The organism is Pseudoalteromonas sp. Scap03 (genome assembly GCF_013393115.1).
GTDB lineage: Bacteria > Pseudomonadota > Gammaproteobacteria > Enterobacterales > Alteromonadaceae > Pseudoalteromonas.
In genome coordinates this window covers 2998646-3018131 of sequence record NZ_VDEU01000001.1, presented here as the reverse complement: position 1 = coordinate 3018131, position 19486 = coordinate 2998646, and the positions used below count along the sequence as shown (strand labels likewise).

General features: G+C 40.2%; 18 protein-coding genes and 6 tRNA genes. 10 read left to right on the top strand and 14 right to left on the bottom strand.

The window, feature by feature from the left end; all coding sequences use genetic code 11:
* Window positions 1-2589, bottom strand: coding sequence for a leucine--tRNA ligase (leuS, locus tag FHG08_RS13880; protein ID WP_178956308.1), 2589 nt, complete (start codon window positions 2587-2589; stop codon window positions 1-3).
* Window positions 2590-2774: 185 nt separating this feature from the next.
* Between leuS and FHG08_RS13875 the strand changes: the two genes are divergently transcribed.
* The 4 genes from FHG08_RS13875 to FHG08_RS13860 all read left to right on the top strand — a co-directional run bounded on the left by FHG08_RS13875 (window position 2775) and on the right by FHG08_RS13860 (window position 6865).
* Complete coding sequence (locus FHG08_RS13875; RefSeq protein WP_138604986.1) at window positions 2775-3233, top strand: hypothetical protein; 459 nt, start codon at window positions 2775-2777, stop codon at window positions 3231-3233.
* 76 nt (window positions 3234-3309) lie between these two features.
* On the top strand, window positions 3310-5739 hold the full coding sequence (locus FHG08_RS13870) for a Lon protease family protein (protein ID WP_178956307.1): 2430 nt from the start codon (window positions 3310-3312) through the stop codon (window positions 5737-5739).
* The gene (locus FHG08_RS13865; protein ID WP_036982055.1) at window positions 5736-6212 is read left to right on the top strand and encodes an FKBP-type peptidyl-prolyl cis-trans isomerase; all 477 of its coding nucleotides are present in this window, start codon (window positions 5736-5738) and stop codon (window positions 6210-6212) included. The genes FHG08_RS13870 and FHG08_RS13865 overlap by 4 nt, the downstream gene beginning before the upstream one ends.
* Before the next feature lie 140 nt (window positions 6213-6352).
* Window positions 6353-6865 (top strand): hypothetical protein, encoded by a 513-nt coding sequence (locus tag FHG08_RS13860; protein ID WP_178956306.1) that lies wholly within the window; start codon window positions 6353-6355, stop codon window positions 6863-6865.
* A gap of 22 nt (window positions 6866-6887) precedes the next feature.
* Here FHG08_RS13860 and FHG08_RS13855 read toward each other — a convergent pair whose 3' ends face one another.
* On the bottom strand, window positions 6888-7412 hold the full coding sequence (locus FHG08_RS13855) for a CIA30 family protein (RefSeq protein ID WP_178956305.1): 525 nt from the start codon (window positions 7410-7412) through the stop codon (window positions 6888-6890).
* Window positions 7413-7598: 186 nt separating this feature from the next.
* Between FHG08_RS13855 and FHG08_RS13850 the strand changes: the two genes are divergently transcribed.
* The 5 genes from FHG08_RS13850 to FHG08_RS13830 all read left to right on the top strand — a co-directional run bounded on the left by FHG08_RS13850 (window position 7599) and on the right by FHG08_RS13830 (window position 10958).
* A complete protein-coding gene (locus tag FHG08_RS13850; RefSeq protein WP_178956304.1) occupies window positions 7599-8609 on the top strand; it encodes an RDD family protein in 1011 nt (336 codons plus the stop codon).
* A gap of 25 nt (window positions 8610-8634) precedes the next feature.
* A complete protein-coding gene (locus FHG08_RS13845; protein ID WP_178956303.1) occupies window positions 8635-9486 on the top strand; it encodes an alpha/beta hydrolase in 852 nt (283 codons plus the stop codon).
* Between the two features lie 339 nt (window positions 9487-9825).
* Window positions 9826-10110 (top strand): hypothetical protein, encoded by a 285-nt coding sequence (locus tag FHG08_RS19085; RefSeq protein ID WP_232735511.1) that lies wholly within the window; start codon window positions 9826-9828, stop codon window positions 10108-10110.
* A 17-nt stretch (window positions 10111-10127) separates the two neighbouring features.
* The gene (locus tag FHG08_RS13835; protein WP_178956301.1) at window positions 10128-10580 is read left to right on the top strand and encodes an ATPase; all 453 of its coding nucleotides are present in this window, start codon (window positions 10128-10130) and stop codon (window positions 10578-10580) included.
* A gap of 33 nt (window positions 10581-10613) precedes the next feature.
* Entirely contained in the window at window positions 10614-10958 is a 345-nt protein-coding gene (locus FHG08_RS13830; protein WP_178956300.1) for a 2OG-Fe(II) oxygenase, read from the top strand.
* 76 nt (window positions 10959-11034) lie between these two features.
* Here FHG08_RS13830 and lnt read toward each other — a convergent pair whose 3' ends face one another.
* Genes lnt through miaB form a run of 5 tightly spaced genes read right to left on the bottom strand, consistent with a single transcriptional unit; the run spans window position 11035 to window position 16494 of the window.
* Window positions 11035-12585: an apolipoprotein N-acyltransferase gene (lnt, locus tag FHG08_RS13825; RefSeq protein WP_178956299.1), complete on the bottom strand. Its 1551-nt coding sequence runs from the start codon at window positions 12583-12585 to the stop codon at window positions 11035-11037.
* Window positions 12566-13450 (bottom strand): CNNM family magnesium/cobalt transport protein CorC, encoded by an 885-nt coding sequence (gene corC / locus FHG08_RS13820; protein ID WP_010388331.1) that lies wholly within the window; start codon window positions 13448-13450, stop codon window positions 12566-12568. Before corC ends, lnt begins: the two co-directional genes overlap by 20 nt.
* 22 nt (window positions 13451-13472) lie before the next feature.
* Entirely contained in the window at window positions 13473-13931 is a 459-nt protein-coding gene (gene ybeY, locus FHG08_RS13815) for an rRNA maturation RNase YbeY (RefSeq protein ID WP_010388332.1), read from the bottom strand.
* A gap of 4 nt (window positions 13932-13935) precedes the next feature.
* Window positions 13936-14994, bottom strand: a complete 1059-nt coding sequence (locus tag FHG08_RS13810) for a PhoH family protein (protein WP_075169576.1) — start codon at window positions 14992-14994, stop codon at window positions 13936-13938.
* 54 nt (window positions 14995-15048) lie between these two features.
* Entirely contained in the window at window positions 15049-16494 is a 1446-nt protein-coding gene (gene miaB, locus FHG08_RS13805) for a tRNA (N6-isopentenyl adenosine(37)-C2)-methylthiotransferase MiaB (protein WP_010388336.1), read from the bottom strand.
* Between the two features lie 257 nt (window positions 16495-16751).
* Between miaB and FHG08_RS13800 the strand changes: the two genes are divergently transcribed.
* Window positions 16752-17933, top strand: coding sequence for an FAD-dependent monooxygenase (locus FHG08_RS13800; RefSeq protein WP_178956298.1), 1182 nt, complete (start codon window positions 16752-16754; stop codon window positions 17931-17933).
* 75 nt (window positions 17934-18008) lie between these two features.
* Here FHG08_RS13800 and FHG08_RS13795 read toward each other — a convergent pair whose 3' ends face one another.
* From FHG08_RS13795 to FHG08_RS13765, 7 genes are all read right to left on the bottom strand, one after another.
* Window positions 18009-18404: a hypothetical protein gene (locus FHG08_RS13795; protein ID WP_178956297.1), complete on the bottom strand. Its 396-nt coding sequence runs from the start codon at window positions 18402-18404 to the stop codon at window positions 18009-18011.
* A 350-nt stretch (window positions 18405-18754) separates the two neighbouring features.
* Window positions 18755-18829 (bottom strand) — tRNA-Gln (locus FHG08_RS13790).
* A 39-nt stretch (window positions 18830-18868) separates the two neighbouring features.
* Window positions 18869-18953, bottom strand: a tRNA-Leu gene (locus FHG08_RS13785).
* Between the two features lie 64 nt (window positions 18954-19017).
* Window positions 19018-19092 (bottom strand) — tRNA-Gln (locus tag FHG08_RS13780).
* Between the two features lie 41 nt (window positions 19093-19133).
* Window positions 19134-19218, bottom strand: a tRNA-Leu gene (locus FHG08_RS13775).
* A 64-nt stretch (window positions 19219-19282) separates the two neighbouring features.
* A tRNA-Gln gene (locus FHG08_RS13770) sits at window positions 19283-19357 on the bottom strand.
* 41 nt (window positions 19358-19398) lie between these two features.
* Window positions 19399-19483 (bottom strand) — tRNA-Leu (locus tag FHG08_RS13765).
* Between the last annotated feature and the right edge of the window lie 3 nt (window positions 19484-19486).

Below are 19486 nucleotides of genomic sequence, written 5' to 3'. Positions count from 1 at the left end.
TTAGTTAGCTACCACGTTAAGCAATTTACCTGGTACATAAATTACTTTGCGGATTGTTGCACCATCAGTAAATTTAGTGACGTTAGATTCTGCAAACGCGAGTGCTTCTACTTGCTCTTGCGTTGCATCAGCTGCAACCGTTAGTTTTGCACGTAATTTACCGTTTACTTGTACGATGATTAATTTTTCATCTTCAACTAGGGCAGATTCGTCAACTTTTGGCCATGCTGCATCTAAAATATCACCTTCTTTACCTAGCTCTTGCCATAACTGATGCGATAAATGCGGTGTTATTGGTGCTAGCATAATAAGTAATGCTTCTAATGCCTCGTTAGCAATGGCAACATCTTGAGTGTCGTTTAATGGCGCTTTTAATAACTTATTAGACAGCTCCATGATTGCGGCAATCGCAGTGTTGAATGTTTGACGACGTTCAACATCATCGCTCACTTTTGCAATGGCTTTATGTAGCTCACGGCGAAGTACTTTTTGTGGGTTAGTAAGCGACGATTTATCAAGTGCTTGGAAGCCAACCGTTTTAACATCTACCGCGTATTTCCATACACGTTTTAAGAAACGGTGTGCGCCTTCAACCCCTGAATCTGACCATTCAAGCGTTTGCTCCGGTGGTGCAGTAAACATCATAAATAAACGCACGGTATCTGCACCGTATTGAGCAATTACTTCTTGTGGGTCTATGCCGTTATTTTTCGACTTAGACATTTTGCTCATGCCAGATGAGAACACAGGTTCACCATCATCGACGTGCCATGCCTTGGTTACACGGCCTTTGTCGTCGGTTTCGGTATTTACATCACTTGGCGAAATCCATACATCGCCGCCTTTTTCATCTTTACGATAAAATGTTTCGGCAAGTACCATACCTTGACAAAGTAAGCGGTCGAATGGCTCGTCTGAATTTACTAAACCAAAGTCACGTAGTAATTTATGGAAAAAGCGCGAGTACAATAAGTGTAAAATTGCGTGCTCAATACCACCAATGTATTGGTTTACTGGTAACCAATAGTTAGCGGCTGCTGGATCTAACATACCCTCGTCATGGCGCGGGCTACAGTAGCGAGCGTAATACCATGATGACTCCATAAAGGTGTCAAAAGTATCAGTTTCATGAGTGGCTGGTACACCATTTACAGTTGTTTTAGCCCATTCTGGGTCCGCTTTAATTGGTGAGGTAACGCCATTCATTACCACATCTTCTGGTAAACGCACTGGTAGCATATCTTCAGTGGCAGCAAGCTCATTACCATTCTCATCACTCAGCATTGGAATTGGCGAACCCCAGTAACGCTGACGGCTTACACCCCAATCGCGTAGACGGAAGTTTACTTTACGCTCTCCCACACCTAATGCTTCTAGCTTGTCGGCAACAGCATTAAAGGCGTTTTCAAAATCAAGGCCATCAAATTCACCTGAGTTTACTAATACCCCTTTTTCGGTGAATGCTTCTTGAGCTAGGTTTACTTCAAGCTCAGAGCCTTCAACTGGCGCAATAACTTGTTTAATATCTAGGCCGTAAGCTGTTGCAAATTCAAAGTCACGTTGGTCGTGCGCAGGTACTGCCATTACCGCACCTGAGCCGTAATGCATTAATACAAAGTTAGCAACCCAAATTGGTAGCTGCTCGCCCGTTAATGGGTGAGTGGCGTAAAAGCCTGTTGCAATACCTTTTTTCTCCATGGTTGCCATGTCTGCTTCAGCAACTTTGGTGTTTTTGCATTCTTCAACAAACATTGCAATCGCGTCGCTATTTTTAGCCGCTTCTTGTGCAATAGGGTGGCCACCAGCAACGGCTAGGTATGTTACGCCCATAAATGTATCTGGGCGTGTAGTGTATACGCTAAATTTTTCGTTGCTATCGGTACGCGTAAATTCTATGTCTAAGCCTTCAGAACGACCAATCCAGTTGCGCTGCATGGTTTTAACTTGTTCAGGCCAGTCTTCTAATTTGTCTAAATCGTCTAATAGCTCTTGTGCGTAGTCGGTAATTTTAATAAACCACTGTGGAATTTCTTTTTGTTCCACTACCGCACCTGAACGCCAACCGCGGCCGTCAATTACTTGCTCGTTAGCTAGTACAGTTTGATCGACCGGATCCCAGTTAACCGTTGACATTTTTTTGTACACTAGGCCTTTTTCGTAAAGCTTAGTGAAAAACCATTGTTCCCATTTGTAATATTCTGGGTGGCAGGTTGCAATTTCGCGATCCCAATCGTAGCCAAAACCTAATTGCTTAAGTTGGTTACGCATGTAGTCAATATTTTCGTAAGTCCACTTTGCAGGGGCTGTTTTATTTTTAATAGCCGCGTTTTCTGCAGGTAAACCAAACGCATCCCAACCCATAGGTTGCATTACGTTCTTGCCTTGCAAGCGCTGGAAGCGAGAAACCACGTCACCAATGGTATAGTTACGCACATGACCCATATGCAGTCGACCACTTGGGTAGGGAAACATTGAGAGACAATAGTATTTTTCTTTGCTCTCATCTTCTGTGGCTTTAAATACTTGGTTTTCTTCCCAGTAGCGTTGGACTTTTGACTCTATGTCTTGTGGGTTATATTGCTCTTGCATTTACGTTTCCAAACTTCTTGCATACTAATAAAAAATTGTCGATAGGATACCCCAAATAAAGCGCTATTCACAGCGTCAAAGCGGCGCTTTTTGTAAAATTGCGAGTAAATTAGTTTTCAGTACAGGTTAACCTATACTTATCTATGGTATAGAGTAAATCAGTAGACGTTTTGAAGGAGTATAAAATGGCAGATTACAGAACATGGCTTAGTGATTTATCCGATTGGTTAAAAGATGTGAAAGAGCATGAAGTTAAAGCCGCAGTAAAGCGATTTATTGAATCTGAGCAGGCACTTAAAGATTTAGGTGAAGAAAAATACCAGCTTTATCGTAATTACTTAATGCGTGACATTTCTCACCTACAAGAAAATAATAGCTACTATAATTCGCTTGCATGGCAGGAGCTTAAAGAGTCATTGTGGTTTGAGCTTTCTCATATTGAAGACAAAACACAGCTTGAATGGCAGTCATTAAGTGAAGATTTTAAGCACAATGGTGTTTATCACGCAGGTGAATGGATAGCCATGGGCACATTAGTATGTAAGAATTGCAACCATAGTTATGATGTTTACCATGCAACGCAAATTATTCCTTGCACGCAGTGTGATGGCATCTATTTTAGCCGCCAGGCTTTACAACCCTAAATATAAGTATTGAGTGGCTGTAAGCCACTCAATATGCCCAAATCTAGCAATTAAGCTGGTAAAAAAAGAAGTTAGAATGACGAAAAAACTGCTGCCACTATCCGTATCAAATCTTGCACCGAGTATTTCTTCGAGCCATGTAAACACTTGCATGAGCAATCCATACCCTGAGCAACTTACCTTTATAGGCCAACAACGTGCGCAAAGTGCATTGGACTTCTCTTTAGGAATGGACCTACCTGGTTATAATGTTTACGTAATGGGAGAGGCGGCACACGGGCGTTTTACCTTAGTAAAAGACAAATTAAAACAACACGCTAAAGAGCGCACAACACCGCATGAATGGCTGTATGTTAATAACTACGACGATCACCGTGAGCCTATTGCGTTATTTATGCATGCAGGGCAAAGCAAACAATTAGCCGATGATATTGACTCATTTATTGATGAAGTACTCGACACCTTTCCTGCTGCATTTGATAACCCAGCTTATCAGCGCAAGAAAAAATCGATAGACCGCGAGTTTAACGATGCTTACGACGGTGCAATTACCGCGGTAGAAATAGCCGCGCTTGAGCAAAGTGTGGCACTAATTGAAGAAAAAGGCGTAGTCGGCTTTGCACCGCTGATTGATGGCAAGCAACTTACCGATAATGAATTTTCTGATTTGGAAGATGATTTACGCGAGATGTTTTTTGAGCGTATAGAAAAATTAGAAGATGCCCTCATCGAAGCGCTTATTGAGTTACCGCGCTGGAAACGTGAATCTAAAGAAAAGCTCCGCAATCTTAAAAAGTCTACCGCTGAGCAAGCCACTAAACCGTTATTAAAAGATTTAGAACATAAATATGCCAGCCATATTGGTGTACTGCGTTATTTAAAAGATATACGTGTAGAAATTATTGATGCCGTACTCGAATGGCTTGATGATGAAGGTGAAAGCGAAGAAAACAAAGAAGACTTTGACCGTAAAGGCATGCTTACCGACTTTTTTGCACCTAATATTTTAGTTGAATATAAAGAGGGCGATGCAGCACCGGTTGTTTACGAGCCAAACCCAACTTTTGGTAATATTTTTGGCAAAATTGAATACGCCACATCGCAAGGGTCGTTAATTACCAGCTATCGCTCAATTCAGCCAGGTGCATTGCACCGCGCCAATGGCGGCTATTTAATTATGGATGCTGAAAAAGTAATGGCTCAACCCCAAGTGTGGGATGGGCTAAAGCTGTCGCTAAAAACCCATCAAATTAAAAATGACTTACCTTATCAAGACAGTGTCGTTGGTAGTAGCTTTACACTTCGACCGCAGTTAATACCGCTTGATGTGAAAATTATTTTACTTGGCTCACGTGAGCTTTATTACACCATCGGTGAATACGACGAGGAATTTGCTGAGTTATTTAGAGTACTTGCCGATTTTGATTATTACTTACCAAGTAGCGATAAGCTGCAGTATCAGTTTATTACTAAAGTAAGTGATTACTGCGAGCAAACATTAAAGTGCACGTTAAACGAAGCCGCAATGGTACGATTACTTAAATTTAGTTATCGCCAAGCAGAGCACCATAATAAGTTATCAGCACGTTTTGCTGATGTGTTAGAGCTTGTGGCTGAGGCCAGTTTTTACGCTAAGCAAGACAAGCTAACGGTGATTGATGCACGTCATATTGACGAAGCCATACAAGGCAAGCAGTACCGTACGGGGCAAATTAGCGAAAACATGCTCAGCGATATAAAGGAAGGGCACACTTTAATAGCCACTGAAGGTCAAGCCGTAGGTAAGGTAAATGGTTTGACTGTACTGCACATTGGAGACACCTCATTTGGCACACCTGCACGTATTACTGCTACCGTTTATGCTGGTGCTGACGGCGTAATTGATGTGGAACGCGAAGCTGAGCTGGGTAAAGCAATTCACTCAAAAGGGGTAATGCTGCTTACCGGTTATTTAGGTAACAAATACGCGCAACACTTTAGCTTAACACTCAGTGCGAATATTGCTATTGAACAAAGTTATGGCTACATAGATGGTGATAGCGCCTCTCTTGCTGAACTTTGTGCGCTCATTTCGGCCATTACGAGCTTACCTATCAGTCAGTCTATTGCTCTAACTGGTTCAATTAACCAGCATGGTGATGTGCAGGCCATTGGTGGTGTAAACGAGAAAATAGAAGGTTTCTTTAAGCTATGTAAAATGCGCGGCTTAACGGGTGAGCAAGGGGTTATTATTCCTAAATCGAACCAAGTTAATTTGGTGCTTGATGACGAAATACTCAATGCCGTTGAGTTAGGTAAGTTTAATATTTATGCTGTGGAAACCGTTGACCAAGCATTAAACTTATTAATGGATATTGAAGCGGGTGATATGGTTGATGAACACTACCCAGAAGATTCGGTTAATGGCATCGCATTAGCGCGATTAAAAGACATTGCTGATATTGTTAATGGCGATAACAGCGACGAAAAAGACCACGACTCAGAAGATGAAAAAGGGGAGTTATGATCAATATAATTTTACTGATTGTTATCGCTATTTTTTGCGTTTTAATTTTTAAAAACAGTAAAAAAGCCAAACAACAAGCAATCGCAAACGCACAGATTGAAAGTGATTATTTAATTGCCAATGCAAAAACTGAAGGCGTAAATGAAACCGCATCTGGCTTGCAATATAAAATAATCCATAAAGGACAGAGCGAAAATACACCTAGCCCAACGAGTATGGTTAAAGTGCATTATCATGGCACTTTAATCGACGGCACTGTATTTGACAGCTCAGTGGAGCGCAAAACTCCGATTAGCTTTGGTTTGCACCAAGTTATAAAAGGTTGGACAGAAGGCCTACAACTGATGAGCCCGGGGGATAAATTTCAGTTTTATATACCGCATCAGCTCGCCTATGGTGAAAAGCGAGTAGGGAGTATTCCTCCTGCATCATTGCTTATTTTTGAGGTGGAGTTACTGGCTATAGAGTCGTAATTTTAAGGTAAAAAATACTTTAAGCCCTGCTTTAATCAAGTAGGGCTTTTTTATTTGCTCTTATCAGTCAATCCTACTCAAGAATTTAAAATATCAGTCGATACCTAAAATAGTGACAAATTCATTTTAGGGATAAAATAATGAAGATTTCAACCGCCTCAATTCAATATCAAGCATCTAATTATAACAATCAGGCTTTAGTAGAAACAGAGCCGCAACCTAAAGATGATGAATCACAAGAACAACCTGACTATGTTTTATCAGAGTTTTTAGATGCAAAGGTTCAAAAATACAGCGAAGATAACGCAACATTTGCTGAGCAATATCAAAATTTAGAAAAGGCATATAAATATTTCACCCAGCAAGTAGTTGCATTACAAGAGCAAGTAAATAAGCTTAAGCAGAGCACGGTACAACGTAGTTTAACCATAGATAATAGCCAATATGGGCCAGCTGAAGGCGAGAGTCGCTTAACTATGGATACTGAGCATATCGGGGCTAAAAAATATAAAACCGAGCAACAACAAGAAGAGATAAATAGATTGCAGCTGCAACTTAGTGAGGTGAAGTCTCAGCAGGCAGCAATAAAACAACAAATTATTGAGCTAGTAATCAACGAAATGAAAAGGCGAGGCGACGACTTCACTGTTTAACCTTGTAATGTACACAGAGAAGTTAGTTTTTAAACTCAATTTTTCCTATTTCAAGCCTAAATTTCCCCGCCTGTTTACCTGCAATCATAAAGCCAAGCTGCTTTATCTCTTTAAAGCTAATTGTAGGCTGTTGTTCAAGTAAGCGGCCGCGATAAGTAAGCTGAAAATCTTCAGGTAAAAACTCAATATTAAGCCACTCACTCTTCGTGGTACTGAACGAACGTGTATAAGCCGCCCCATCCATGTACTCATTAGTTCTTAAACGTAGTTGGTAGGTTTGACCATCGCCCTTAACACGTAGCATAATTTTAGTGATGTCTTGGCTTTGTACATCCAATAGCGTTCGAATAGAAGCAAACCCGCCATTGTTTGCAAGCGATAAGTTGCCTGTAAACACTAAATTGTCGTTTTCATACAAAACCTGACTATTAGAAATGCCACCCATCACCGAATCATTCACTACATACCAGCGAGCATTGGCATTTGCCTCGGTGGTGGCAAACAGTAAGTTAAAAACAAAAAGTGATGAGAGTTGTTTGGCGGTCATGAGCTCTTCCTAGTAGCTTTTATATTTAATACGATACAGTAGATTAATTGTTCACTCTTTTAAGAATTAATCTACACCTAGCGGCTATTTTTAATATTAACTCTCGTTATCCATTTTATTCGCTTGAGCAAAAATTAAAAAGCGCGTAATTTAACCGCGTTACCTATTTTAATAACAAGTATAATAATGAAAGCACAAGAATTAGAACAATTAGCGTTATCTAAAGCCGAAACTCGAGAAGTGATCACGCCGTATGCCTTTAAGGTTGATAATGCTTTACTTGGCTTGCCTTTGGCTTCGCCGACTCGGCGCGTATTAGCTATGATTATAGATGTTGCATTAATATTCTTAGCTGCAAAGCTCAGTGCAACTATTATTGCATTCGTTGCTGCGATGGCGTTTTACAAAGGAACGGCGCAGCAATACCTTCCTAAAATTTCGAGTGTGTGGCGAAGAATATTAAAAATAGTAGCAGCAAGTATTTTATTTGTAAGCGCTCTTGCTGTGCTTTCAATTGGCATAGATTACTTAGAAGGCGATGACTCTGCTCAAGGCTTAACTGTTCAAGGCTTAAAAATACAGGATGACATTCAGCTTACTTCCACAGAAAAAAAGCAGGTAAATGCCTACTTAGTGCAAACAGACGACGAAAGCTGTGAGCAATCTTGTCAACAAAATGCACTTGATAATTTGATTGGGCAAGTACCCAAATTAGCCGAAATGGACGACCTACAAAACCCACAACTTGCAAAAGCATTTTTACAATTATTAGTGCTTGGTGAAAATAACGGATTAAAGCTTGCGCAGTTAACAGAAGATAAACCCGCACAAACAACCACACACAGTATTTTGCAGTGGGGCAAAGGTATTATTCAAGATTTAGGTTTGGGTTTTGGCTGGGCGGCTGTGTACTTCACACTGTTTTCTTTATTATGGCGCGGTCAAACCCCTGGTAAAAAGCTCTGTAACACCAGAGTGGTTGCATTAAGTGGTGAACCGCTGGGTTTACTTGATTGTTTTGGCCGCTACGGTGGTTACGGTGCAGGTTTTGCCACTGGCTTGTTAGGTTTTTTACAAGTTTACTGGGATCCAAACAGGCAAGCCATTCAAGATAAAATATCAGCCACGGTAGTTATTCAAGGGAATGTGAACCAAGTTGTAAATGTGCAAACTATAGAAGAGACTGTTAAAAGTTAACTTTGCTCTTATTACAAGGATGGTTATGAAAGCTTTATTAATTGTATTTGTTAATCTGTATTTTATTACGGTTTCGTATGCGTCAGAAGATATTATATTAGCAAAAGCGCATCAGCTTAAGTCTGTTATTTTAGATGAGCAACGCAGCTTCAGCGTTTATTTACCGCCAAGCTATAATGAAAACCCTGATAAAGAATATCCAGTTATTTATTTGCTCGATGGTGACCAAACACAGCTGAAAGCTGTCGCCGGGCTAGTAGAGGCACTTAGTACAGAACGGCTAGAGCAGCAAATACAACAAGCAATTATAGTAGCCATTCCAAATAGTAAAAATGCGATAAGAGAACGTGACTTTACCCCAACCAATGTCGATTGGACATTTAACGGTAAACTCCTAGAAAGGTTTGAAAATATTGGTAACGCCGCGAACTACAGCGTCTTTTTCGAAAAAGAACTTATTCCACTCATTAATAAAAATTACCGAACATCAACTAAACGCGTATTAATTGGCGAGTCTTTTGGTGGCTTGTTTGCAAACTATGTATTGCTTACCAATCATGCGCTATTTACAGACTACTTAATAATTGATGCAACTTACCTTTGGGATAATAACTACCTCAATCGATATTTTGATAAGAAGCAATTTGTAAACAAGCAGCTTAACGGTAATGTGTATTTTACCTTTGCAAATAACGGCGAAGCGTTTGGTGAGATTGGTAAAACAAATTATCAATGGGGCTTAGCATTTGTTGAAAAGCTAAAAGCGCACTCGAGCGATAATTTAAATATAAATCAACGTTACTTTGAAGATGAAACTCATGGCACAGTCGCTGCACTTAGTTGGTATTATGGGTTAAAAAGTATACTTAAAAGATAATTTTATCATTGAAGTTGAATGGGAGTTTAATTGCTAAACATAAAGCACAAAGAGTTTCATAAAAGTTTTTTATATCTATTAATTATATTCGTACTAATGAGCTATTTAGTATTGCTCATTGGATGGTACGAGTTTAACGATCCTGCTCTTATTGCTAATGAGCGATTACATTTTATAGAGCTAGTAGTGCTACCTATATTAACCATGGCAGTAATATATACATTATTTAAAAAGTATAGGTGTGATCACAACTTTAATTATTTAATAACTCGTCACTTTTTTAAAGGTAGCAGGCTAGTAAAAGGATTTTTGATAGTAATGTACCCTTGTTTGATCTATATGGCGCTGTGGAAATTTAGCGTAGTTCCCATTATGTATTATGCTGAAAATAATTTAGGCGAACTGTGGTCTGAAGAATATTTTTTAACTGATGTAACTACATGTATTATAAATGATCAGCAGCAATGTATAACATTAAACATTGCTGATTTATCCACTGGTGAAGAGCATTCGTTTAGATGGTACTTAGATACGGACGAGCTACAAACACTTAAAAACAAAAAAATAAATTTAGCCGGTGAAAAAAGTTACTTTGGCTATCTTGTTAACGAAATACAATGGTAAAAACCAAAGGGAATTAAATGAAAAGTAATAATTTTAATGAGAGCATAAAAGGCTTTTTTTGGGGAGTTGGGTTTGTAATAGCAATGCTTGGCGGTATTAGTGCATTCGCCCTGACAATTGCCGCTGATGTTGACAGTGGATTTAAAACAATGGTTTCTAGTAAAGCATTAGAAACAAGTGATGAATTTAACAATGACTATAATCTAACTCTTTCTGAAATATACAAAGAAAATGGTCAAGTAAGAATCGCAGCTGAATTAAAAAATATTACTAACGAGAGCATTTATACGGGAACCGTTATTGCTTCTACATTTGACGAAAGTGGCAAGTTTATTGGTAATTGTGTAGGCAAAAGCACAGACAGCTTCTTAGAACCTAGCGAAGTTAGCTATGTTGACATTAAGTGCAATTTATTTAGATCACAAGCAAGTAAAGTTCACTCGACAAAGCTTAAAATTAAGTGGTTTTAGGCATGTATTCAATTTTTTTAGAGTTAAGTGTAGATGCTAAATAAGCTATTTAGTTGGGAGCGTGGGCGACAAAGATCAGGTTACGACAAGATGCTGCTCTGTCGTATTTTTGCTCCTTTTAAGTTTGATGTTTATTTGATTAAATTTCCACAAGGGAGTGAAATAAAACCGCATATCGATAACGTTAAAACTGGTCGGCACTTTAGGCTCAATATTATATTAAAACATGCCGCCAAGGGTGGTGAGTTTATTTGTGACAACCCAATTATAAATTACCACCGAGTTAAGCTGTTCAGGCCTGATATAGAACAGCACCAAGTATCAAAAATAGAAAAGGGCAGTCGTTATATTTTAAGCATAGGCTGGATTAAAAATTAAATTTTTTTAGGTTGGGCTTTGCAAAGCTAAGCCCAACAAAAATCATCTTCTGTTGCTGATAGCTAAAAGCTCTAATTTACTTCTTAAACCTAGCCCCAAATCCAATCATACCCAATAACAATATAACTCCCCATACAAACCCATTGCCGTATTGGCTATACACGCTATCCCCTTGTATGAGCTTTATATTGGCTTTGAGTGTGGTAGCTTCAAACTGTGGCATAGTTTGGCGTGTTTGGCTTATGGGGTCGTATACACCGCTTATGCCGTTATTGGTAACACGCACTAGTGGACGTTGTAGTTCAAGGGCGCGCATGCGGGCAATTTGCATATGCTGATGGGGGCCTATTGAGTCACCAAACCAAGCATCATTACTCACCGTAAATAATATGTCTGAGTCGCTTTTATAATTACCCCGCACTAGATCGGCAAATACTATTTCGTAGCAAATAGCAGGCAGTAGGTTAAAGCCATTCGCACGTAAGTTATTTTGCACTTTATCACCGCGAGAGAACGATGACATAGGCAAATCAAATAACGGAGCTATGGGGCGTAGTATGTCTTCAAAGGGAACAAACTCACCAATCGGCAGTAATTGATGTTTTTGATAGCGGTTACTGTCTAAGTAACGATAGTGGCCGTGTTCATCATTTTGCTCTTTGTTACCGACCACAATTAGCGTATTGAAAATGGTTTTAGTGTCTCGTTGGTAATCGACAATACCGGTCACTAATGCAGTTTTATTGAATGAGGCGGCACTGTCTAAGCCTGCTAAATACGAATCGGCAAGCGCTTCTATCTCAGGCACTGCAGCTTCAGGCCACACGATTAAATCGGCATCCCAATGACGGCGCGTCATATCCTGATACTTACTCATGGTGGTCCAAAACTCACTGGGGTCAAAGCGCAAGTGTTGTTTTATATTACCTTGTACAAGCAGCACAGAAAGGTCTTTATCGGAGTAATGGGTTACCTTTGTAAAGTGTGCGCCTGCGAAGGCAAGCAAAACCACAGCAGCGGTAACAACAGGCATTTTAAATTGTTTTTGCGCTAAGCTGTACAATGCAAAGCCAATGGCAATACATAATAGCGTGAGCCCAAATTCACCAATTAAAGGAGCAAGGGCATTCAGAGGGCTATCGGTTTGTGTATAACCAAAGCTTAACCAAGGAAAACCAGTTAACAGGTTGGCACGCAAATATTCACTAATAGCAAAACAAGGGAGTAATAGCGCTGCAAAACTTATAGAGCCGTTTGAAAAGCGAGTGGTTGCCCACAGCGCCAGCGCAGGAAATAACGCAAGGTAGCTACAAAGCAGTGCCATTAATGCAATTGAGGCGATAAGTGGCATACCGCCAAAGGTGGCGATAGAAACATGTACCCAACTTATACCTGCACCAAACCAGCCTAGGCCAAATATAAAGCCATATTTAGCCGCTGTTTTAGCATGTACTTTTCCATTGAGGTTTGCAGGAATACAAAAAAATAGCGAGCCTATGCTAAAAAATACAATCGGCCAAATACCAAAAGGCGCGTAGCTAAAAGTTAAAACAAGGCCCGCAACCAGTGCGAGCCATGCTTTTTTATCTTTTGCTAGTAGGGTGAGACTAGTTAGCAGTTTCTTCACTGTCGTTATCATCAGCCTTAGGAATGGTGACTTGCAGTTGCAATATACGACGATTATCAGAATTGGTTACTTTAAACTGAAATCCCTCTATATCGATGGTTTCGCCACGGCTCGGCATATGGCCAAAGGCGTGTAACACGGTACCACCAATAGTGTCGGCATCTTGCGAGCTATAGCCTGATTTAAAATGCTCGTTAAAGTCATCTACAGGGGTCAGTGCTTGCACAACGTAAACATGTTTAGCCAGTTGTCGAATATCTTGTTGTTCTTCTTCTTCATCGTGCTCATCTTCGATTTCGCCAACAATGATCTCAAGAATATCTTCAATGGTTACTAAACCCGATACACCGCCGTATTCGTCTATCACAATTGCCATATGGTAGCGTTGCTGACGAAATTCATTAAGCAGGGTATCCACCCGTTTACTTTCAGGCACTACCATGGCAGGGCGCAAATAGTCACGTAGCGATGGTAAATGCTCATCTTTATTTAAAATGAGAGGTAATAAGTCTTTTGCGAGTAAAATCCCTTCTACATGGTCTTTATCTTCACACACTACCGGAAAACGAGAGTGGGTAGAGTCAACCATCATAGGTATGTGCTCTTCAAGCGGGCTATCAATTTCCAAAGTGACCATTTGTGAGCGCGGGATCATAATATCTCGCACTTTGAGCTCAGACACGCCAAGCACACCTTCAATCATTTCTTTGGTTTCAGGATCGATTACATCCCGCTCTTGGGCATCGGCAATTACCTCAACCAGCTCTTCTCTATTCTGGGGTTCCCCTTGCAACATCTGGGTTATACGACCCAGCCAAGTTTTGCCAGAAGAACCCTGGCTAGATTGCGAGTTATCGTCGCTCATTACGTCTAATTGCTCCGTTTATTTAAATATCGTCCCGATATGGGTCTGCTATGTTTAGTTCAGCAAGTAATTGCTTTTCTATGCTTTCCATCTCTAACGCGTCTTCACTCTTTATATGGTCAAATCCAAGTAAATGCAAGCATCCATGAATAACCATATGAGCAAAGTGGTCATGAAATGACTTTTCTTGCTCTTGTGCCTCAGCCAAAACAATGGCAGGACAAATAATTAAGTCGCCCACAAGTGGGATATCAATACCCGGTGGCGCTTCAAATTCAAATGATAATACGTTGGTAGGCTTATTTTTACCACGGTAGTCATTATTGAGCTGTTGCGACTGTTCCTCATCGCTGATAACAATGGTCAGCTCAGACTCATCACGATATTGGCTAAGCACTTTATCGGCCCACATGGCAAACTGCTCAAGGCTGGGTAAGTTGTCAAACTCACACGCTATTTGTAAATCAAGTTCTGTTTTCACGGTATTACCCTTTGGTAGCAGGTTGCTCTTGAGCGGCGAGCGCTTCTTTGGCTTGTTGTTTCTCTAACCGCTTAAGGCGTTCACGCTCATCGTTGCGCTCATACGCTTCTACAATGCGGGCTACTACAGGGTGGCGTACCACATCGTGCGATTTGAAAAAGTTAAAGCTAATTTCATCAACGCCATCCAATACTTCAATAGCATGGCGAAGACCAGAGCGCGCACCCCGAGGTAAATCAACTTGGGTTATATCGCCGGTGATCACTGCTTTAGAATTAAAACCAATACGGGTTAAGAACATTTTCATTTGCTCTGTGGTGGTATTTTGGCTTTCATCTAAAATAATAAACGCATCATTAAGTGTGCGCCCACGCATGTAAGCCAATGGCGCAATTTCAATGATGTTTTTTTCAATCAGTTTTTCAACACGCTCAAAGCCAAGCATTTCAAATAAGGCATCGTAAAGTGGGCGTAAGTAAGGGTCTATTTTTTGGCTTAAGTCACCCGGTAAAAAGCCGAGTTTTTCACCCGCTTCAACCGCAGGGCGAGTGAGCAATATACGGCGTATTTCTTGGCGCTCTAGTGCATCAACTGCCGCTGCAACTGCAAGATAGGTTTTACCTGTACCTGCAGGGCCAATACCAAAGGTAATGTCGTGGTGCAAAATATTAGCAACATACAAGCCTTGGTTATCGTTTCGTGGTTTAATAACGCCACGACGGGTTTTAATCATCATTTCTTTGCCATAAGCACTGTGTGCAACATCTTGCTCAAGCGCTTTAGACTCAGTGATGGCTAAATGTACGTTGTCAGGCTCAATTTCGCCAATTTCCCCACGTACAGGTTGAGTATCAATATAAAGGTTTTTTAAGATCTCTACCGCGCCGGCGCTACTGTGTAGTTTACCGGTTACTTTAAAAAAGTTATCACGATGAATAATTTCAACACCCAGACGGCGTTCAATTTGTTTGATGTTTTCGTCAAACGGGCCACATAATGAAGAAAGGCGTTTGTTGTCGGCAGGTTCTAAATAAATCTCTAATGTTTTTAACTGATTACTCAAAATTACTTCCTATTACAGTGCGCCAGAGTTAACTGGCGCAATGAATTTTTGCAACTAAGGTACGAAAGTAGCAACGCCAATTTCGTTAGCTGTCTCGGTTTTTTGCTCACTCGCTGCTTTGGTTAAAATAGCAGAAGGCGCAATTTCGCGGCGTAAGTTCATTTCTGATTCTGTACGAATTAAATCGCCACGTAAAGAGTTTGGTAACGCCTCGGTAATACGTACATCAACAAACTGACCGATCACTGTGTGTGGGCCAACAAAGTTAACTACACGGTTATTTTCAGTTCGGCCACGTAGTTCCATCGGGTTCTTCTTAGAAGGACCTTCAACTAAAATACGTTGCTCAGTATCAAACATTTGGCGGCTAATTTGCTGTGCCATTTGCGTAATACGGTTTTGCAATAAGTACAGGCGCTCTTTTTTCTCTTGCTCGGTTACGTCATCTGGCAAATCGGCTGCTGGTGTACCTGGGCGTGCGCTGTAAATAAAGCTAAAGCTCATATCAAAACCAATATCGTTGATAAGGTTCATGGTGGCTTCAAAATCGGCCTTGCTTTCACCTGGGAAACCTATGATGAAATCTGACGACATGCTTAGGTTAGGGCGAATTTTACGTAGCTTACGAATTGTTGATTTGTACTCAAGAGCAGTATGGCCGCGTTTCATTAAATTTAAAACACGGTCTGAACCACTTTGTACTGGAAGGTGTAAGTGATCAACCAGCTCAGGCACATCAGCATACGCATCAATAATGTCTGGTGTAAACTCTACAGGGTGTGAGGTGGTGTAACGAATACGGTCAATCCCGTCAATTGCAGCCACTAAACGAATTAGATCTGAGAAATAGCAAATTTCACCATCGTGTGTATCACCACGGTACGCATTTACGTTTTGACCTAATAGGTTAACTTCACGTACGCCTTGCTCGGCTAACTGTGCAACTTCTAATAATACATCATCAACAGGGCGGCTTACTTCTTCACCACGGGTGTAAGGCACAACACAGAAAGTACAGTATTTAGAACAACCTTCCATAATTGATACAAACGCAGAAGGACCTTCCGCTTTAGGCTCAGGTAAGCGGTCAAATTTTTCAATCTCAGGGAATGAAATATCAACTACAGATGAACCTTTATCGCCTTGTACTTGTTTAATCATCTCAGGTAAACGGTGCAAAGTTTGTGGACCAAAAATAACATCTACAAACGGAGCACGTTGGCGAATTGAATCACCTTCTTGTGATGCAACACAGCCGCCTACACCAATAATAAGGTCTGGTTTGTCATCTTTTAATAACTTCCAACGACCTAGTTGGTGAAATACTTTTTCTTGCGCTTTTTCACGAATTGAACAGGTATTAAGTAAGATAACATCAGCATCAGCAGCTTCTTCAGTTAGCTGATAGCCGTTGGTAGCATCTAGAAGATCAGCCATTTTCTGAGAGTCGTATTCGTTCATCTGACAACCCCAGGTTTTAATATGCAGCTTTTTGCTCATTGAAATATAGCCTCGTGTTCAATTCGATAGTGGCACAAATATGTGCTAGAAACAGGTATAAGTGGCGGAATTATTAAAATTTCGCTCGACTTAAAGGACGCGTATTTTAGCTGGATACACGCTCAAAACCAAGTATAGATTTCATGTTTGTGATCTGAAATCAATATAGTATGGGTTTAATAATAGAATTAAGCGAAGCGCTCACACTGAGCAAACTAATTACGATACAATCTAAGCAGAGTTAAGTCAGAATTAAAATGATGAAAAACATGGCTAAAAATAATGTAATTGTAGTAGGGGGCGGCATGGTTGGTGCCGCTATGGCTATTAAATTAGCGCAACAAGGCAAAGTCGTACGTGTTATTGAAAAACATCCAATAGATGCACCACAGGTACTTAACAGTGATGACGTTGATATACGCGTTTCGGCTATTAATCGCTTTTCGGAAAAACTGCTTGATCAGCTCGGTGCGATGCCATTACTGAGAGCAAATAGATTGGCTCCCTATGAACAATTAGAGACCTTTGAACGAGGTAACGATCATTTATTATTTGATTGTCATGCTATTAACACCACCCATTTAGGTCATTTAATTGAGAATAAGCTAATTCAAGCCAGTTTATGGCAGCAATTTGAGCAACATAATATTGAAATGATTAATCCTTTGTCGGCTTTAACAGCAATAGAGCAAAACCCTGATAGCATTAGCTTGCACTACAACGAACAAAGCTATACTGCTGATTTAGTCATTGCAGCGGATGGTGGGCAATCACAATTACGTAGCAAAGCCAATATTGGTATAACTGGTTGGCAATATCAGCAGCATTGTATGGGCGTGCTAATAAAGCTCGATGCTCCGCAACAAGTTAAAACATGGCAGCAGTTTACACCTACAGGGCCTGTTGCGTTTTTACCTATGAAAGCACCTTATGCAAATTTAATTTGGTATGACGATGCAAAAACCCTCAAAGCATTTAAAGCCCTACAACCTAGCGAATTAAAGGCTCATATTATTGAAAAGTTTCCAAAGCTTGCAGGTGATTTTGAAGTACAAAGCCATGCTATATTTCCTTTGGCAAGGCAGCATGCCAATAATTATTCACAAGGCAGACTCGTTTTAGTGGGTGATGCGGCGCACACCATTAATCCTCTGGCAGGACAGGGTGTTAATTTAGGCTTTCAAGATGTAGCTGCTTTAGCTGAAGTGTTGCGTACAGCTGATGATGTAGGGTGCCCGCTAATGCTCAAAGAATACGAGCGTAGTCGTCGTAACGCTAATTTGTTAATGATGAGTATGATGGATGCTTGCTACTTTGGTTTCTCAAATCAAATAGCCCCATTAAAATGGGCGCGCAGCACATTTTTAAAGTTAGCTAATAATACAGGGAAGGTAAAAAATTGGGTGCTGAAATACGCGATTAGTGGCAAGTTAGATTAAATTCGCTTACATAAATCTAGATTCTTATAATAATAACAAGTGCCGCTTATGTGGCACTTGTAAACGGAGATAAATTTAGTTCCACATACCTGAACGAGAGTACATATATTCAGCGCTTGCGCACCAATTAACATCTTCCCATGTAAAGTCAGTGTAGTAGATTTTATCAACACATGCTGTCATTGAACTTTCGACTTTATAAACGTCAACTATACATGTTGTTCCATCACAACTGGCTGAACGGTCATATGTACCATCAAAAACCCAAACAACATTAGAAACAGCTTTAGAGGTATTAACCTTAAATGCTATTTTCGGGTGAAAATTAGGGTTACTTTCACCGCCAAAGCACATGTTTTGTGAGTAATTGTCGTAAGCCATTGTGTCTACATAACACGACACTGAGTTTGCAAGTACATTTGCTGAAAAAAGACCCGAAAACAAAGCAATGATTAAATATATTTTTTTCATGATAACTATCCTTATTAAGTTTATATAGCTCTTTATTTGAGCAAAACAAACATTACCATAAAAGGTACACCTGTCAACCTTTCATTAACATGTTTTACATAAATACCTAAATTGGGTCTAATTGCTTTTATCTGAGTGACTAATATCAATACGTAATAATAATTAATCATTTTGAGCGGGTAAGTTAGGCTCTTTAAGCATTAAAAGTTTTTTATTTGGAGTTAGCGAGATTTTTGCTTTGCTGTCGACAATTTCTTTGCTTAAAAATGTTGTATTGGATAATAAAAGTAGAAGTAATGATAAATTATTTTTAATCTAGTGTGGAGGTGTAATCAAAGATGTGTGCAAATTGGCTGGGATACCAGGATTTGAACCTGGGAATGCCAGGATCAAAACCTGGTGCCTTACCGCTTGGCGATATCCCAACTCTAAATTTGGATAAGTTTTAGTTCTAGTTAAGAACATGGTGCGGAAGGAGAGACTTGAACTCTCACATCCTAAGATACTGGAACCTAAATCCAGCGCGTCTACCAATTCCGCCACTCCCGCATACAAGTTTATATTTAGACTCTTAACAGAGTTTTCTTATACAACGTTCTTTGGTAGAAGAAGTTGGCTGGGATACCAGGATTTGAACCTGGGAATGCCAGGATCAAAACCTGGTGCCTTACCGCTTGGCGATATCCCAACTAAGAAATTGCTGATAATTTTAATTCTTATCAAAGAATATGGTGCGGAAGGAGAGACTTGAACTCTCACATCCTAAGATACTGGAACCTAAATCCAGCGCGTCTACCAATTCCGCCACTCCCGCATACAAGTTTATATTTAGACTCTTAACAGAGTTTTCTTATACAACGTTCTTTGGTAGAAGAAGTTGGCTGGGATACCAGGATTTGAACCTGGGAATGCCAGGATCAAAACCTGGTGCCTTACCGCTTGGCGATATCCCAACTAAGAAATTGCTGATAATTTTAATTCTTATCAAAGAATATGGTGCGGAAGGAGAGACTTGAACTCTCACATCCTAAGATACTGGAACCTAAATCCAGCGCGTCTACCAATTCCGCCACTCCCGCATC

Excerpts from the sequence above, each read along its gene's own strand:
- FHG08_RS13850 (WP_178956304.1), top strand. The coding sequence starts at position 7,599 with ATGAAAGCACAAGAATTAGAACAATTAGCGTTATCTAAAGCCGAAACT.
- FHG08_RS19085 (WP_232735511.1), top strand. The coding sequence starts at position 9,826 with ATGGCGCTGTGGAAATTTAGCGTAGTTCCCATTATGTATTATGCTGAA.
- FHG08_RS13875 (WP_138604986.1), top strand. The coding sequence starts at position 2,775 with ATGGCAGATTACAGAACATGGCTTAGTGATTTATCCGATTGGTTAAAA.
- FHG08_RS13835 (WP_178956301.1), top strand. The coding sequence starts at position 10,128 with ATGAAAAGTAATAATTTTAATGAGAGCATAAAAGGCTTTTTTTGGGGA.
- FHG08_RS13830 (WP_178956300.1), top strand. The coding sequence starts at position 10,614 with ATGCTAAATAAGCTATTTAGTTGGGAGCGTGGGCGACAAAGATCAGGT.
- FHG08_RS13855 (WP_178956305.1), bottom strand. The coding sequence starts at position 7,412 with ATGACCGCCAAACAACTCTCATCACTTTTTGTTTTTAACTTACTGTTT.
- leuS (WP_178956308.1), bottom strand. The coding sequence starts at position 2,589 with ATGCAAGAGCAATATAACCCACAAGACATAGAGTCAAAAGTCCAACGC.
- FHG08_RS13845 (WP_178956303.1), top strand. The coding sequence starts at position 8,635 with ATGAAAGCTTTATTAATTGTATTTGTTAATCTGTATTTTATTACGGTT.
- FHG08_RS13870 (WP_178956307.1), top strand. The coding sequence starts at position 3,310 with ATGACGAAAAAACTGCTGCCACTATCCGTATCAAATCTTGCACCGAGT.
- FHG08_RS13800 (WP_178956298.1), top strand. The coding sequence starts at position 16,752 with ATGATGAAAAACATGGCTAAAAATAATGTAATTGTAGTAGGGGGCGGC.
- FHG08_RS13865 (WP_036982055.1), top strand. The coding sequence starts at position 5,736 with ATGATCAATATAATTTTACTGATTGTTATCGCTATTTTTTGCGTTTTA.
- miaB (WP_010388336.1), bottom strand. The coding sequence starts at position 16,494 with ATGAGCAAAAAGCTGCATATTAAAACCTGGGGTTGTCAGATGAACGAA.
- corC (WP_010388331.1), bottom strand. The coding sequence starts at position 13,450 with ATGAGCGACGATAACTCGCAATCTAGCCAGGGTTCTTCTGGCAAAACT.
- FHG08_RS13795 (WP_178956297.1), bottom strand. The coding sequence starts at position 18,404 with ATGAAAAAAATATATTTAATCATTGCTTTGTTTTCGGGTCTTTTTTCA.
- FHG08_RS13860 (WP_178956306.1), top strand. The coding sequence starts at position 6,353 with ATGAAGATTTCAACCGCCTCAATTCAATATCAAGCATCTAATTATAAC.